Below are 14,608 nucleotides of genomic sequence, written 5' to 3'. Positions count from 1 at the left end.
TCAGAGGTGTAGCGCTGACCTTCAGGCCGCTGCTTTCGCATGGCGGAGGATCGATGCGGCGATTTGGCCGTGCCAGTCCGCCGATCCCGGCCGGGTGGCGCGGTGGAACCACTCGACTCCGCTCCACGCCTCGAGCGCCTCGGCCTTGATAATCAGGCCCTCCATCGTGCGGTCGGGCTCGGCCATGATGAGTGCGACGTGATCGGCCAGCGCGTTCGATGCCGCGTGATGGGCCTTCCATGAAGCCTCATAACCAGAAGTCTCGCTGATGCGCTTGATTTCGGCCTCGTAAGCCTGGGCGAGCGCCAGACAGCGCTTGTCCTCGGCAAGCTCTGCCTCCCACTCGGCGCGGGTCCGGCCCTCGGCCGAGCCGGTCGTCAGAAGCCGCTTACTCTTCAAAGCTCGTTCGGCGCGGCGCACGCTGTAGCCAAAGCTCGACGAGGGGATGAGCTGGCGTGGATGGTCTTCGTTCGACCGCTTGCGCGCCGCACCCTGAAAGGTCTTTTCCCATCCGCCCCAGCCGCCTTTGGTGCCCGGCTGCGTGATTTCGTCGGGAGCGGTGGGCCATTGCGGGGCCCATTTCGCCTCGGTGTCGCGCTGATGCTTCCATGCGGCGTGATACTGATCCGCCAGAGCAGGCAATTCCTTTGCAAGCCTGATCAGCTCGGGATTCTCGGATGCGGAGGGCTCCAAGGCAGCGGTTGCGGTCGCGGCGGCGGTGGATGCGGCGGCGAGGCCGAGAAGCATGCGGCGACGGTCGAAGAGGACAGAGGACAAGCCGGTAGCGGCTGCCCGAACGATGGCGCTCGGCATCTGGTATCTCCTGAGATTTTGAGAACGATGAGTGGTTAGGCGGCGGAGAGACGTTCGGCCGCGACTGCGCGGCGCATTTCGTCGTCGGACAGGCGGATGCGGCGGATGTGGGCGGGTACCGGGCCCATGCAGCGGATCAGCCCGAGTAAAGACCGGACAGGGATTTCCCATTCCCGATAGGGATTGAGCATGCGAACGCGGATCGAGGCTGCGCTGCTCCGATTTCCGGGGAGCGTCATGCCTAAAGGCAGCCCGCGGACCAGCCGCTTGATAAGAATCTGATGCTCGCCGGGTGGCGCGACCGAACCTGTCTGGGCTGCCCTGCGTGCTGCCTACAAGATTCCCGAGGACCTCGCGGGCCTTTTGTCTGAACACCGCTGGTGGATGGAACTCATGCGGGACCGGCTGATTGTTGATCCGTCCTACGACCCGTCGCCAGACGTAATGGTCCGTCTTGTCGCGCTGCGGCACTTGCTCAACACGAGGCAGGAGCCGACGGCGGCGGGCCTTCGGGTTCGTTTGGCCTGGCTTAAGTCCGCCATCGCAGAGGTTCCGGCGGAGCAAGCGAGCGACCTGAAGGTCCTTGTGGCAACGCTCACACGAGACTTCGAAGAGCTCGCCGCCGACATATCTCACCTGCGCGCTGGACGACCCTCAAAGCAAAGGGGTTCTGCCCATGCCGCTGCCCCGATTCACCGGACGACTGCGGACAAGCAGAGGGACGTTCTGTCCATTCTGGACGCGACGCCGGACCTGTCGGATCGCGAAATCGCCAAGCGGGTCGGGGTCAGTCCCAGCACGGTAGGCAAATGGCGGCGGTTCAAAGGATCCGCGCGCTAAAACGAACAGTTCCGCCGGGCTTGGGTACGGCGGTCGAGACGGACGGGAATAGGCTGGCCAGCCGAAAAGCCGGGGCGCACCACCTGGTTTTCCCGTCCGCATCATGGTGCGTCGCGGGGTGCGACGTTGGTTGTCAGGTTGGGATTGCCCGAAGGAAGGGTTGTTCGACTCCAGGAGGCTCTTACGTGGGCCTTCACGGGGTGGAGTTGGTCAAATGCGACTGCGACCTTGAAGGAAGTCAGCGATGTCTCGCAGCGGGAACGGTATAGGGAAATACCCGTCATCAAGCGTCACCCGTCACCCTTTATGGCGAGAATGCGGCGCTCGCTAGCGCCAAGGGCATGGCGGAGACGAAGCAACCTTACCGATATGCGGAATTAGCAGGAGGTGAGTGTGGTCGAATCCAACGTTCTCCAATTCCCGCGCAGTCGTATCATCCGGATTGCCCCTGCGTGTCACATCGAGGTTGTCAGCCGTCACGACGTCATCGCGGAGATCGAGGACGTGCGCGCGATGCTGGGACTGATGTGGGACGCCGATGTCCTGTCCTCGATCGATCGCGTTGAGTGCAACAGCAAGACTGCGCCGGCTTTCAGTGCCCGCATGTGCCCCACGGCGCCGAGCGAACTGACGTCAGTGGCATGGAGCGTTGCCAAGGCCGCGCGCCTGGTCTTTGGCGGGCACAACGGAATTACGGTCGCGACGGCCGAGGGCACATCCCTCTTTATCGAGCCAGAGTGGCCGCAGCCGGCAGCGTGAGGGATCCAGCATGACGATCGAACCGGACTATAAGAACCCGAACCGTGAGCCTGTAATCTCCCTCATGGCTTTGGCTCGACTGGATGACGAGGAGATGCAGGAAGGCTATCGCGACGGCTTCGATGGTCAGCCCTGCGGCGATAACCGGTCGCGCTCGTACTGGCATGGTTGGCGGAGCGGTACGCTCGACGCGAAGCGCCGAATGGGGGACATCTGGGACAGCATGCTCGCCAAGCTCGCGCTCTCATTTGGCAACCTCGCCGAGTTCCGACGTCGTGTCGACGAGTGTCGGAGTATGCTGCGCGCCAGTGCGCTATTGCCGTGAGCGCTTGTCGATTTCCCGAGCGAGGGCCTCGGTTTTTTCACGAGCTACGCGTGAGGCCTTTAGTGCGCTTGCTGCCACGTTGAGTGAAGCCTCTTTTGTCTTATGAGCAAAGCCTCGGACCGTTCCTCTCCGTGCGAATATGAACAAAGTCGCAGCGGCAGCGCCCACTCCGCAGGTGAGCAACCATGCCCATAGCGGTGGTGAAAAACCTCTGCTTAGGTCGTCATGAATTGCGTACACGAGGAACAGGGCAAAAGCCCCGGCCGCACCCGCTAATCCATACAGTGCCAACTTCACTCCAGCCCCTCATTCTTTGCTTCAAGAGGCACTCTATCCGAGCTGGGCCTCCAAAGCAGGAGGGGAGCCTTGGCTGGAAGGAGATGTCCGCGACCTCCAGCAAACAGGCAGCTGCGGTCTTTGACTGCTTTGATTTCCGCTGATTGTTTTTCAAAAATTGACGGCGGCTAGCGAACCAGGTTGATCACCAGGAGAGCGACGATCAACCAGGCCGCTATGCGCAACTGATTCAGGGCGCCCGCGAGATTGCTCTGAGCCGGTGCAAGCGAGGGAGTTGGCGCCGGAGCTGCGACCGGCCGATAATTCGGCTCGTCGGCAAGCTCATCGTTTCGACCCTCATCCTCGCTGTCCTCCTTTTTCAGCTGGTGGGCCGAACTCAGCACGAGGTGGAATTCTCTGGCCCGGCCGAGCCGGGGTGGATCGATTTCGCTGCCTGCGGGAATCTCGACTTTGTGGTCGCGCAGCGAAGAGAGGATTTTGACGCGATTGGTTACGACGGTCGGAGACCAGTCCGAATAGAACCCGGGCACGCCTCCCACACCGAAAGCTGCGCCCGTCACAGCCGAAAGGGATATCTGAGTGGCGAACCGCGCGAACGTCTCGGGCTTCACGTACAGGTGGAAACCCAGATAGTCCTCATGCGTCTCTTGCCGGAAATCTGGACCCTCAGCGGAATAGCTAGGTGAGCCCCATACCTCGCATCGCTCCTTGTCCTCGCCGATCGGCAACTCCTCGACCCTCAAGTCGATGTTGGAGAGATAGCGGTCGGTCCCGAAGAACGAGTATCGGCACACCTCCCATGCCGCGCGTCGCCCTCTGCTCGGCTGTAGCTTTGCGGTAATCGACCGTCGATGGCTGACTGAGCCAGAATCGTCTGACGGCTCCTCAAGAAAGCCAGTCCGCCTTTCGAGCGTGTCATAGAGCGTGATGTCGGAAGCGTTGAACCATAGCGTCCAAACCCATGGAACCTGCTTCCGAGCTCCGTACTGCCCGTCGGGCACGACCTCCGAAATTGACCACGGATAGAGCGACGTAAGCTCGCCCTCGGTGGACAGGATGACCCGTCGATCGATTTGATACTGCAAGCGCGCCTCCCCCCGGAGCACAGAACAAGCCACGTTTTGCATGCGAGAGAAAGTTGAAGCACGGAGCCTGCTTCAGAGCGGACTTCGTGCGCCGGTCTCCCCCGCACAAAGCTTACCGCCTTGGACGCAGAGGTCGTTTCCGATTGGTGTTGCTGAAGCTCTGTTCGCTAACCCGTCCGCTCGGGCGGTTTTAACGAGCCCCACGCCTTCGCGAGAAAATCCGTCTCGCGGGCGAGTGCCTTCTGCAAACAATCCGCCCGGCCTGTTTGGCCTCGGCCGCTTGGCGGTGGATGTTTTTTAGATCGACATCATAGCTGCTTGTGCCGGGTTGGAATTTTTTCGACTTCATCGGAGCCTCCATCCTAGTCCGGCAAAAGGCTGGCAGACTGGGCGCAGGGGCGCACCGCACAGGAGGGCATGGGCCTGCTGCCCTCGAACGTGGGCTATTTGGAGCCCGTTCCGAGATGTGGCATTCTCCGGCAATGCAGGCGCTCTACTCGGCAGCATTGGGACTTTTCTTCGTCCTCACCGTCGCCGGATTCGCGCTCTGGATCTCAGCCAGAGACGACCGGCGCTATCGCGTCACGAGCACTCGTGCAGCCTCAGGCGACTATTCCTCCGATTCTGGATCTTGGTCGACGAGCTCCGACCCCTCGAGTTGTTCGGACAGCAGTTCGTCATCCTGCCACTAAAGCTCGAAAGGGAATTCGAGGAGGCTATGGCGGAGGCACGAATCGATCTCGCTATCGAGGCCGGGGCAAAGGCTCTCCACGAAAGCGCTCGTGAGAGGCGTCAGTTCACCTGGGAGCAATCATCGGAGGAGTGGCGGCGCGATCTGCGCGCCTTCGTCCGTCCCATCGTCGAGGCTGCGCTAGAATCCTCGGACGAGTTTCTGGCGGCTGCCACCCGAGAGAAGCCTACGCAGGAAGGCAGATAGCCCCGCCGTGACTCAGGCGTGGCCGCTGGCTAGCTTCGTGGTGGCGCCTGCTACCCACCCCAGTCAGGAGCATAGGTTACTGCTGCACGACTCTCTAATGGCTCCGGCGCCTCGCCAGTCTCGTGGAAGCCAATAGAACTATGCACCGAGATCAGGCTGCGGCGCGCAATGCCGGGCGCACCCGCGCGAATATGAAAGCGCGCGGTCGGTCGCGTCTACCCGATCTCGTAGCCGCGCAAAGCGTTGCCGAAATTCCTCATTCTTATCTCTCATCGCAGCACCGCGATGCACCGTGCGGGCATGGGGAAGCGGGGCGGTGCTTCCCCACTTGTCGCCTGGCCGGGCTATCCCCATGCGTCTCAATGGCTATTCAGCTTTCGCGCGAATAGGCGTCACGTTGTCGCCTTTGTCTTGGGTGAGCCAGCAAAACGGCTCCAGGCCTCCATCAGCTTTCGTCGCTTCTCCAACGCATCGCCGCGGCGATATGCGCGTTCGGTCTCGTCGCCAACGACGTGGGCAAGAGCGGCTTCCGCAACCTCGCGAGGGAACGACGTACATTCCCCTGCCCAATCTCGGAATGAGCTGCGAAAGCCGTGGACCGTCAGCCCCTCATGTTTCATGCGCTTCTTCAGGAGGTTGGCCATAGCCATATTGGACAGAGGCTTCCCCTTGCGAGCGCCAGGGAAGACATACTCGTTCTGTTTTACCTTTTCGGCGGCGTCTAGAATCGCCAAGGCACGGTCGGTCAGCGGCACACGGTGTTCTAGGCCGGCCTTCATGCGTTTGCCGGGGATCGTCCAAACCTTCGCCTTGCGATCGAACTCGCCCCAGGTCGCGCCGAGCACTTCACCTGATCGGCTGGCACAAAGGATTGTAAGTTCGAGAGCGAGCGCGGCGGTGGCATCTCGTTTCCGGAGGTCCGTCACAAAATCAGGAACATCGGCATAGGGCATTGCGGGATGGTGGCCTCGCTGCAGCTTCTGGCGCCTGGGCAAAAGGTGGTCGAGATGCCCGCGCCATCGCGCCGGATTATCGCCTGTTCGAAGCCCCTTCGCTTTCGCGGCATCCAGCACTCGCTCGATGCGACCGCGGAGGCGTGAGGCCGTTTCCTGTTTGGTGGACCAGAGAGGCTTGAGCACGTCCAGGACATGCTCTGTCGCGACGGCGTCGATCGGAACGGGGCGCAGCGAGCTCGCATAGGTCTTGAGCGTATGCGACCACTGCCACTTGTGCTTCTCGTTCCGGAAGCCGTGTTTGATGTCCTCTACTAGATCGTCGGCAAACTGGCCGAACGTCTTACCGGCCTCCGCGGCCGCTTCTGCTTCGCGTTTCGCCTCGATCGGGTTGATCCCGGCCTTCACCTTCTTGCGGGCATCGGCTGCTTTGTCTCGGGCGTCGGCGAGCGAAACCGTGGACACGCCTCCGAGGCCCATCTCTTTAAGTTTGCCCTGCCAGCGGAACAGGAACAGCCACCGCCGCGCGCCGCTCGGATCAACAACCAGATACAGCCCATCGCCGTCGCCGTGACGTCCCGGTTTCGTCAGCGTCGAGACCGTCCTGGCCGATAGCTTCTTGACTGCACGGGCCATTCCACACCCCAACTTTTACCCCAACAGTTGGCGCGGATCGTATCAAGCTGGAATGGACTGGAACAGTCAGGATGCCCCGCATACCTTTGGAAAAACTGCATTCGAGCGAGCTGAGTCGGACTAGATCGGACTTCGGTTGTGCGGAGCCTGGCTCCACCAAATCACTATTCATCAGCATTGGTAGATGACCGAAGCCAGCCCTTATCCGGCTGGCTTTTGCGTTCTTGAGGCCGCGGCCATGTCGCAGTCCTGTCCGAAGCCGACCTTATCCAGAGAGCGGCAAACGTGGCACGACGGTCACACCAGCCGTGATCCGGTCGTCGCTCCTCGAAAGCCGTCTCGTGATCGCCGCGATGCTCGCCGCGTCCGCCTTCGCTCAGGCAGGTGCCGCCCGACGCAGGAAACGCGATCCAATCTGATGCAGCCGGGCAGCCGGACCGATTCGCCGATCCCTTGATCGCCCTTCTCGCCATGTCGGTCTTCGCGATGGCGATGACCGTACTCTTCGCCCTCCTGCCGAGATTGGAACCGCGTGCCAGCAATCTCGCTCGCTCCGCCTCGGCCCATGCGGCGACATGGCGGGCGGCAGAATCCGGTGCACTGAAGCGGGCTTCGGGTTGGTTAGGCAACCCTATCGAAGCACCACCACTTTCGTGCCGAGCCGGACGCGGTCGTAGAGGTCCATGACGTCGCGGTTGGTCATGCGGATGCAGCCGGAGGAGACCGCCGCGCCGATCGTGTCGGGCTCGTTGGAGCCGTGGATGCGGTAGAGGCTCGATCCGAGATAGATCGCGCGCGCGCCAAGCGGATTATCCATGCCGCCGGCCATATGGCGCGGCAGATCCGGGCGGCGCTTGAGCATCTGCGCCGGCGGCTGCCAATCCGGCCATTCGCGCTTCATCGAGACCGTCTTGGTGCCGGCCCAGCTGAAACCCTGCCGCCCGACGCCGACGCCGTAGCGCAGCGCCTGGCCTCTGCCGAGGACGTAGTAGAGACGCCGCTGGCTCGTCGAGATCACTACCGTACCGGGAGGCTGCTGGCCGCTCCACGGCACGACCTGGCGCGGAATCGGCTGTTCGCTGAAGATGTTGAGGAAATCCGCGAGGCCGCGGCTGAGTGCATTGCTATAGGCATGAGCCGGCCCTGAAAGAGCGAGAAGCCCGGCAGCGAGAATGATGGCGCGTAGCATGGTGATCCCTGCGGCGCCCCCCGCTTCGGATTTAAAGAGAAGACGGAAAACGAGGTCAAGGCTGACCGGCGGCCGGTCGGCCAGGATCACGTGTCGCGGTCTTCCCGTGCTGCGGCTGCCGCTGTTTCAGTGGATCAGCTCGATCATGCCGACGACGACGGGCCCCATCAGCGGCAGCAGCACGTTCGAGATCGCATAGGTCACGGTGTAGCCGATCACAGGCGTCGAATTGCCTGCAAGAGAGACCAGCGCGCTGATCGAAGGCGTGCTGCAATGCTGGCCGGCGATCGCCCCGAGCAGGATCGGTGCCTCGATCTTCAGGAGATGGTGGCCGATATAGAGAGAGATCAGGCCCGGTACGGCCGAAACCAGGATCGACAGCACCGGCAGCATCAGCCCGTATTGCTTGAGCAGCGCGAGGGCGTCCGGGCCGACGGAGAGGCCGATGGCCGCGATGAAGGTCGCCAGGCCGAAATCCTTCATGAACTCGGCCGCTGCGGGCGGAATGGCGCCGAGGAGTGGGCGGTGCATGTGCACCCAGCCGAAGACGAGCCCCGAGATCAGGGCGCCACCGCCTGTGCCGAGCGTCAGATTGAGCGGACCGACCTGAATCGCGAGTTCGCCCAGCAGGAGGCCGGCGACGACGCCGAGACCGAGCATGACGAAATCCGTCGCCGACGTTGTCGGCAGCATATGACCCAGTTCGGTCGCCGCGCGCGTGATCGCATCCTCGGATCCATAGAGCGTCAGGATATCGCCCTGCTCCAGCACGGTGCCGGGCAGGGCCGGGATGCTCTGGCCGAGGCGCCGCACGCGGGAAATGAAGACCCCCCGCCGCTGCTCGTCGCTGGCGAGCCGGCGCAGGTCGCGGATGCGCAGGCCGGTCACCTCGCGGCGCACAAGCACGACCTGACGCTCGACCAGGGGGACATTGTCGCCGGCCGGCATCGGCACCTCGGCGCCGAAGCGCTCGCTGACCGCGATGACCGAGCGACGACGGCCGATGATCAGAACGACGTCATCGGGCTCGATCTGGGTTTCCGGCGTCGCCTTGATGAACCCCGAGCTGCGCCCGACCTGTTCGATCGTGACGACGCCATTGACGCTGCTTTCGAAGGCGCCGACCGTGCTGCCGCTGACGGGGCCGGCACGGAAGGCACGCGAGACGATCTCGGGGACGCCGTTCTCCGTGCCGTTGTCGCCCTCCGCCCCAAGCTGCTGCGCCAGCGCCGTGGCCTCCTTGCGCAGATCGATCCCGAGCAGAAGCGGGGCGATCTGCGTCGTAAAGACCACGATGGCGACGAGCCCGAACAGATAGGTGACGCTGTAGGCGGTGGCCATATTGGCCTGCAGCCGGGAAATCTCGGCCGCTGGCAGGGCCAGGCGCGAGATTGCGTCGGAAGCCGTGCCGAGCACTGCCGATTCCGTCGCCGCGCCCGCGAACAGGCCCGAAGCCGTGCCCGCATCCAGATTGAACAGCAGCACGGCGACCGCGACCAGGGCCAGCACCGTCGCGACCTCGACGAAGGAGAGGACGCCGTAGCGCAGTCCGCCGCGGATATTGTTGAAGAACTGCGGCCCGGCGGTGAAGCCGAGCGCATAGATGAAGAGCGCGAAGGCGACGTTCTTCAGATCCGGGCTGATCGTCACCCCGAATTGCCCGAGGGCGAGGGCAACGAACAAGGTCCCGCAGACGCCGCCGACCTGGACGGGCCCCACCCTGATCTTGCCGATGAGATAGCCGAGAGCCAGCGAAATGAAGAGGGCGACGACGGGCTGTGTAACAAATGACACGGCGACACCCGGCTCGGAGGACGGAGGTTCCCAGATTATTAGCGTCGTTTGAATTCGCAAGCGGTCGCGTTGGAATGCGCGCGCCCCACTGGCGTCCGGCATCAGAGTGTGAATCATTTGGGCGCGGCGGCGCAAAATTTCTGCCGGGCACACCCTTGCAGATATTTTAAGCTTGAAACATTATGCTCCGGCGCGAGCCATAGAAGTCCAAGGGAACCCGGCCGCGCCCCCTTTTCGCTCGTTCGTCCCGGGAGGGTATCGATGACGACACTCAAATTCGCACTCGCGCTGGGTTGCGGGGCGCTGGCATTCTCTATTGCATCCGCACACGCGCAGGAGCCGATGAAGATCGGTGTGGTCAGCGTGTTGACCGGCCCCGGGGCGGCGCTCGGCCAGCAGGTCCGCGACGGCTTCCAGCTCGCGGTCGACAAGAACGGCGGCAAGCTCGGCGGCGTGCCGGTCAAGATCACGGTGATCGATGACGAGCTGAAGCCCGACGTCGCGGTCGACCGGGTGCGCAGCTATGTCGAAAGCGAGAAGCCGGCCTTCGTCGTCGGCCCGGTCTTCTCGAACATCCTTGGCGCCATCGCCAAGCCCGTGCTCGATTCCGGTGCCTTCCTGATCAGCCCGAATGCCGGCCCCTCCACCATGGCCGGCAAGGCCTGCAACAAGAATTTCTTCGTCACCTCCTACCAGAACGATCAGGTGCACGAGGTCCTCGGCAAATACGCGCAGGACCAGAAATACAAGACCGCCTACATCATCGCGCCGAACTACCAGGCCGGTAAAGACTCGCTCGCCGGCTTCAAACGCTATTTCAAGGGCGAGATCGTCGACGAGGTCTATGCGCCGCTGAACGCGCTGGATTTCTCGGCTGACCTCGCCAAGATCGCCTCGACGAAGCCCGACGTCGTCTTCGCCTTCCTCCCCGGCGGCCTCGGCGTCAACTTCGTCAAGCAGTGGTCGCAGGCCGGGCTGCAGGGCAAGATCCCCTTCCTCTCCGCCTTCACGGTCGATGAATCGACCCTGCCGGCGCAGCAGGATGCGGCGGTCGGGCTCTATGGCGGCATGACCTGGGCGCCCAATATGGACAACCCGCAGACCAAGGCGTTCGTCCAGGCCTATGAAGCCGCCTATAAGATCGTGCCGGGTTCCTACGCCCAGCAGGCCTATGATGCGGCGATGCTGATCGATTCGGCCGTGAAGGCGGCCGGCGGCACCGGAAATCCCGACAAGCTGCGCGACGCCATCAAGAAGGCTGACTTCACCTCGCTGCGCGGCAAGTTCAAGTTCAACACCAACGGCTATCCGATCCAGGACTTCTACCTCGTCAAGGTCGCCAAGCGCGCCGACGGTAAGTTCCAGACCGAGATCGCGGAAAAGGTGTTTGCCGACTATGCCGATCCGCACGCCAAGGATTGCGCGCTGAAGTGACGCGAAGCGTCATCCTCGGGCGAAGCGAAGCTTCGACCCGGGGATCTCTTCGTCACGAGATGCTCGGGTCAGGCCCGAGCATGACGTCTCATGACCGGCCCTGACGTAGGACCGCGCGATGACCACGAGCCTCCTGATCGTCCAGCTCCTGAACGGCCTCCAGTTCGGCATCCTGTTGTTCCTGGTCGCCGCCGGCCTGACGCTGGTCTTCGGCGTGATGGACTTCATCAACCTCGCCCATGGCGTCCAGTATATGCTGGGCGCCTATCTCGCCGTCACCTTCGTCGGTCTGACCGGCTCCTTCATGCTCGGGCTCGTGCTGGCGCTCGCGGCGGCGCTGCTACTAGCGTTGGCCTTCGAGTTCCTGGTCTTCCGCCACCTCTATGAACGGGACCATCTCGATCAGGTGCTGGCGACCTTCGGGCTGATCCTGCTGCTGAACCAGGCGGTGAAGATGATCTGGGGCGCGGCGCCGCTCTCGGTGCCGGTGCCGGAATTCCTCTCAGGCAACGTCCGGCTGCTCGGCGACGTCCTCTATCCCGTCTACCGCTTCGCCCTGATCGCGGCTGGCTTGGGCGTCGGCGCATTGCTCTGGTTCGTCGTCGAGAAGACCCGGACCGGCATGCTGCTGAGGGCAGGGGCCTCGAACGCGCCGATGGTCTCCGCGCTCGGCGTCGACATCCGCAAGCTGTTCATGATCGTCTTCGCCTTCGGCACAATGCTCGCCGGTTTTGCCGGGGTGATGGCGGCGCCGATCCTCTCCGTCGAGCCCGGCATGGGCGACACCGTGCTGATCCTTGCCTTCGTAGTCATCGTCGTCGGCGGCATCGGCTCGATCCGCGGTGCGTTCGTCGGGGCGCTGATCGTGGGCCTCGTCGACACGCTCGGCCGCTCCTTCATGAACGATTTGCTGCGGTTGTTCATGGCGCCGGCCTCGGCGCGGGCGACCGGGGCGGCCCTCTCCTCGATGCTGATCTATCTGGTGATGGCGGCCGTGCTGTTCGTGCGGCCGGAGGGGCTGCTGCCGGCCAAGGGGCGCTCATGAGCGCGGTTACGACGCCTTCGGCCATCGGGCGCCCGGCGCTTCCCACCGCCCGCCGGCTGGCGCCGCTCGTCATCCTCGGCCTACTGGCGCTATTGCCGATCGCGACCGCGCTCGGCCTGCCCTCGCATTGGCTGACGCTGGTGACGCGGGCGATGATCTTCGCGATCGCGGCGCTTTCGCTTGATCTCATTCTCGGCGTCGGCGGTCTCGTCTCCTTCGGCCACGCGGCCTTCATTGGCATCGGGGCCTATGGCGCGGGCATCCTAATCACCGAAGGCCAGACCGAACTGCTGGTCGCGTTGCCGCTGATCCTCATCGTCTGCGGCATCTTCGCGGCCGTCACCGGCTATGTCTCGCTGCGCACGCGCGGCGTCGCCTTCATCATGATCACGCTCGCCTTCGGTCAGATGGCCTTCTATTTCGCCCAGGCGCTTTCGGCCTATGGCGGCGATGACGGGCTGACGCTCTACGAGAAGAGCACGTTCCTGGGGCGGGAGATCTTCGCCAACCGCACCGACTTCTACTACATCGCGCTCGGCACGCTGGCGGTCTGCTACTGGCTGGCGCGCCGGCTGGTCGCCTCGCGCTTCGGCCGCGTGCTCAGGGCGTCTCGAGAGAACGCCGTGCGCGTCACGGTGACCGGCTATGATGTCGGTCATGTCCGGCTCGCCGCCTATGTGATCAGCGGCATGATGGCGGGGGTCTCCGGCTTCCTGCTCGCCAACCAGACCGATTTCGTCAGCCCGGCCTTCATGTCCTGGCAGCGCTCGGGCGAATTGATCTTCATGGTCGTGCTCGGCGGCGTCGGCTCGCTCTATGGCGCGATCGTCGGCGCCATCGCCCTTCTGGCCGTGGAGGATGTGCTGTCATCGCTGACCCAGAACTGGAAGGCGATCTACGGCCCGCTGATCGTGCTTTTCGTGCTGTTCACCCGTGGGGGCATCGCCGGCCTCATCGCCAAGCGCAAAGGGCCCGGCAATGGCTGAACCGGCGCTCGCACTGAAGGGGCTCGCCAAATCCTTCGGCGCGCTCAAGGTCACCAACGGGGTCGACCTCACCATCGCGCCGGGCGAGCTCCATGCGTTGATCGGCCCCAACGGCGCCGGCAAGACGACGCTCGTCCATCAGATCTCCGGCACGCTGCGGCCGGACAGCGGCGCTATCCTGTTCGGCGGCACGGACATCACCCGCCTGCCGCCGCAAAAGCGGGCGCAAGCGGGGCTCGCCCGCACTTTCCAGATCACCTCGACCATCGCCTCGCTCTCGGCGCTGGAGAATGTCGCGCTCGGCGTGCAAGCGCGCAGCGCTCATCCGCTCTCGCTGTTCCGCGACGCGGCGCGTGACGAGGCGCTCAACGCACCCGCCTGGGAGGCTCTGGAGGCGGTCGGTCTCGCGGGTCGCGCCCATGCGCCCGCCGGCAGCCTGTCCCATGGCGAGAAGCGCGCGCTGGAGATCGCGATGGCGCTGACGCTGGAACCGAAGCTCATCCTGCTCGACGAACCCCTGGCCGGCGTCGGCCATGAGGAGGGCGAGCGGCTGATCGCTCTTTTGAAGAGCCTCAAGGGTCGCTTCGCCATGCTGCTGGTCGAGCACGACATGAGCGCCGTCTTCGCGCTCGCCGACCGCGTCACCGTGCTGGTCTATGGCGGCGTGATCGCCTCGGGCGAGCCGGCGGCGGTCAGGGCCGACCCTGCCGTGCGGCAGGCCTATCTCGGCGAGGAGGGCTAGCGATGCTCAGCGTCGAAGGGCTCGATGCCGGCTATGGCGAAGCGCAGATCCTGTTCGGCGTCTATCTCGCTGTCGGCGAAGGCGAGGTGGTGACGCTGCTCGGCCGCAACGGCATGGGCAAGACCACGACGGTGCGCGCCATCATGGGGCTGTTGCCGGCGCGGGCCGGGCGCATCGCCTTCGGCGGCCGCGATCTGACTGGCGCCGCGCCCTTCCGCATTGCGCAGGCCGGCATCGGGCTCGTGCCAGAGGGGCGCCAGATCTTCCCGACGCTCTCGGTCGAAGAGAATTTGATTGCCACTGCGGCCGATCGCTCAGGCAAGAAGCGCTGGGATCTGGAGCGGATCTACGCCTTCTTCCCGCGCCTCAGGGAAAGGCGGGAGAACCGCGGCAATCAGCTCTCCGGCGGCGAGCAGCAAATGCTGGCGATCGGCCGCGCCCTGATGACCAACCCGAAGCTGACCATCCTCGATGAGGCGACGGAGGGGCTCGCACCCCTGATCCGCGAGGAGATCTGGAACTGCCTGACGGCGCTGAAGGCTGAAGGAGAATCGATCCTCGTCATCGACAAGAACGTCGATGCTCTCGTCCGGATCGCCGACCGCCATGTCGTCTTGGAGAAGGGGCGCGTCGTCTGGCGCGGCACCAGCGCGGAGCTACGCAGCGACAGTGCCGTGAAGGATCGCTTCCTGCATTTCTGAGGGCAGAGGACAATCGAGTTTTCGCGTCTCCGGACATCTCACTCACCCGCGCCGTCATCCCGGCCAAGCGGC

At 63.9% G+C, this 14,608-nt stretch carries 14 protein-coding genes and 1 pseudogene; 9 read left to right on the top strand and 6 right to left on the bottom strand.

What is annotated here, in order from left to right:
- Nucleotides 1–21: 21 nt before the first annotated feature.
- On the bottom strand, nt 22–813 hold the full coding sequence (locus AC1DEZ_RS22830) for a hypothetical protein (protein ID WP_476780792.1): 792 nt from the start codon (nt 811–813) through the stop codon (nt 22–24).
- A gap of 35 nt (nt 814–848) precedes the next feature.
- Nucleotides 849–1,004 (bottom strand): hypothetical protein, encoded by a 156-nt coding sequence (locus AC1DEZ_RS22825; protein WP_476780791.1) that lies wholly within the window; start codon nt 1,002–1,004, stop codon nt 849–851.
- A gap of 505 nt (nt 1,005–1,509) precedes the next feature.
- Between AC1DEZ_RS22825 and AC1DEZ_RS22820 the strand changes: the two are divergent.
- The 3 genes and pseudogenes from AC1DEZ_RS22820 to AC1DEZ_RS22810 all read left to right on the top strand — a co-directional run.
- A pseudogene (locus AC1DEZ_RS22820) lies at nt 1,510–1,653 on the top strand (winged helix-turn-helix domain-containing protein); the annotation flags it as partial.
- Nucleotides 1,654–2,046: 393 nt separating this feature from the next.
- Entirely contained in the window at nt 2,047–2,412 is a 366-nt protein-coding gene (locus AC1DEZ_RS22815) for a hypothetical protein (protein ID WP_476780790.1), read from the top strand.
- A 10-nt stretch (nt 2,413–2,422) separates the two neighbouring features.
- Nucleotides 2,423–2,737, top strand: coding sequence for a hypothetical protein (locus AC1DEZ_RS22810; protein WP_476780789.1), 315 nt, complete (start codon nt 2,423–2,425; stop codon nt 2,735–2,737).
- 464 nt (nt 2,738–3,201) lie between these two features.
- Here the strand turns inward: AC1DEZ_RS22810 and AC1DEZ_RS22805 are convergent, their stop codons facing one another.
- A complete protein-coding gene (locus AC1DEZ_RS22805; RefSeq protein WP_476780788.1) occupies nt 3,202–4,119 on the bottom strand; it encodes a hypothetical protein in 918 nt (305 codons plus the stop codon).
- Nucleotides 4,120–4,750: 631 nt separating this feature from the next.
- Here AC1DEZ_RS22805 and AC1DEZ_RS22800 point away from each other — a divergent pair.
- Nucleotides 4,751–5,056 (top strand): hypothetical protein, encoded by a 306-nt coding sequence (locus AC1DEZ_RS22800; RefSeq protein ID WP_476780787.1) that lies wholly within the window; start codon nt 4,751–4,753, stop codon nt 5,054–5,056.
- Nucleotides 5,057–5,448: 392 nt separating this feature from the next.
- Here AC1DEZ_RS22800 and AC1DEZ_RS22795 read toward each other — a convergent pair whose 3' ends face one another.
- The 3 genes from AC1DEZ_RS22795 to aspT form a co-directional block, all read right to left on the bottom strand.
- Nucleotides 5,449–6,645 carry a tyrosine-type recombinase/integrase gene (locus AC1DEZ_RS22795; protein ID WP_476780786.1) on the bottom strand — a complete coding sequence of 399 codons (1,197 nt, stop codon included), beginning with the start codon at nt 6,643–6,645 and terminating at the stop codon, nt 5,449–5,451.
- Nucleotides 6,646–7,276: 631 nt separating this feature from the next.
- Nucleotides 7,277–7,834, bottom strand: a complete 558-nt coding sequence (locus AC1DEZ_RS22790) for a L,D-transpeptidase (RefSeq protein WP_476780785.1) — start codon at nt 7,832–7,834, stop codon at nt 7,277–7,279.
- Nucleotides 7,835–7,960: 126 nt separating this feature from the next.
- The gene (aspT, locus tag AC1DEZ_RS22785; protein ID WP_476780784.1) at nt 7,961–9,628 is read right to left on the bottom strand and encodes an aspartate-alanine antiporter; all 1,668 of its coding nucleotides are present in this window, start codon (nt 9,626–9,628) and stop codon (nt 7,961–7,963) included.
- A 261-nt stretch (nt 9,629–9,889) separates the two neighbouring features.
- Between aspT and AC1DEZ_RS22780 the strand changes: the two genes are divergently transcribed.
- The 5 genes from AC1DEZ_RS22780 (at nt 9,890) to AC1DEZ_RS22760 (ending at nt 14,536) form a co-directional block, all read left to right on the top strand.
- Complete coding sequence (locus tag AC1DEZ_RS22780) at nt 9,890–11,062, top strand: ABC transporter substrate-binding protein (protein ID WP_476780783.1); 1,173 nt, start codon at nt 9,890–9,892, stop codon at nt 11,060–11,062.
- 118 nt (nt 11,063–11,180) lie between these two features.
- Complete coding sequence (locus AC1DEZ_RS22775) at nt 11,181–12,107, top strand: branched-chain amino acid ABC transporter permease (RefSeq protein ID WP_476780782.1); 927 nt, start codon at nt 11,181–11,183, stop codon at nt 12,105–12,107.
- Nucleotides 12,104–13,093 (top strand): branched-chain amino acid ABC transporter permease, encoded by a 990-nt coding sequence (locus AC1DEZ_RS22770; protein ID WP_476780781.1) that lies wholly within the window; start codon nt 12,104–12,106, stop codon nt 13,091–13,093. Before AC1DEZ_RS22775 ends, AC1DEZ_RS22770 begins: the two co-directional genes overlap by 4 nt.
- Nucleotides 13,086–13,835, top strand: a complete 750-nt coding sequence (locus AC1DEZ_RS22765) for an ABC transporter ATP-binding protein (RefSeq protein ID WP_476780780.1) — start codon at nt 13,086–13,088, stop codon at nt 13,833–13,835. Before AC1DEZ_RS22770 ends, AC1DEZ_RS22765 begins: the two co-directional genes overlap by 8 nt.
- Nucleotides 13,836–13,837: 2 nt before the next feature.
- Nucleotides 13,838–14,536, top strand: a complete 699-nt coding sequence (locus AC1DEZ_RS22760) for an ABC transporter ATP-binding protein (protein ID WP_476780779.1) — start codon at nt 13,838–13,840, stop codon at nt 14,534–14,536.
- Nucleotides 14,537–14,608: the final 72 nt, after the last annotated feature.

The organism is Allobosea sp. 10L422, assembly GCF_056395345.1.
The sequence above is the reverse complement of the archived record's forward strand: the minus strand, read 5'-3'. Positions and strand labels throughout refer to the sequence as shown.

Coding starts and splice junctions, on each gene's coding strand:
- AC1DEZ_RS22830 (WP_476780792.1), bottom strand. CDS start 813: ATGCCGAGCGCCATCGTTCGGGCAGCCGCTACCGGCTTGTCCTCTGTC.
- AC1DEZ_RS22825 (WP_476780791.1), bottom strand. CDS start 1,004: ATGCTCAATCCCTATCGGGAATGGGAAATCCCTGTCCGGTCTTTACTC.
- AC1DEZ_RS22810 (WP_476780789.1), top strand. CDS start 2,423: ATGACGATCGAACCGGACTATAAGAACCCGAACCGTGAGCCTGTAATC.
- AC1DEZ_RS22795 (WP_476780786.1), bottom strand. CDS start 6,645: ATGGCCCGTGCAGTCAAGAAGCTATCGGCCAGGACGGTCTCGACGCTG.
- AC1DEZ_RS22790 (WP_476780785.1), bottom strand. CDS start 7,834: ATGCTACGCGCCATCATTCTCGCTGCCGGGCTTCTCGCTCTTTCAGGG.
- AC1DEZ_RS22780 (WP_476780783.1), top strand. CDS start 9,890: ATGACGACACTCAAATTCGCACTCGCGCTGGGTTGCGGGGCGCTGGCA.
- AC1DEZ_RS22775 (WP_476780782.1), top strand. CDS start 11,181: ATGACCACGAGCCTCCTGATCGTCCAGCTCCTGAACGGCCTCCAGTTC.
- AC1DEZ_RS22770 (WP_476780781.1), top strand. CDS start 12,104: ATGAGCGCGGTTACGACGCCTTCGGCCATCGGGCGCCCGGCGCTTCCC.
- AC1DEZ_RS22765 (WP_476780780.1), top strand. CDS start 13,086: ATGGCTGAACCGGCGCTCGCACTGAAGGGGCTCGCCAAATCCTTCGGC.
- AC1DEZ_RS22760 (WP_476780779.1), top strand. CDS start 13,838: ATGCTCAGCGTCGAAGGGCTCGATGCCGGCTATGGCGAAGCGCAGATC.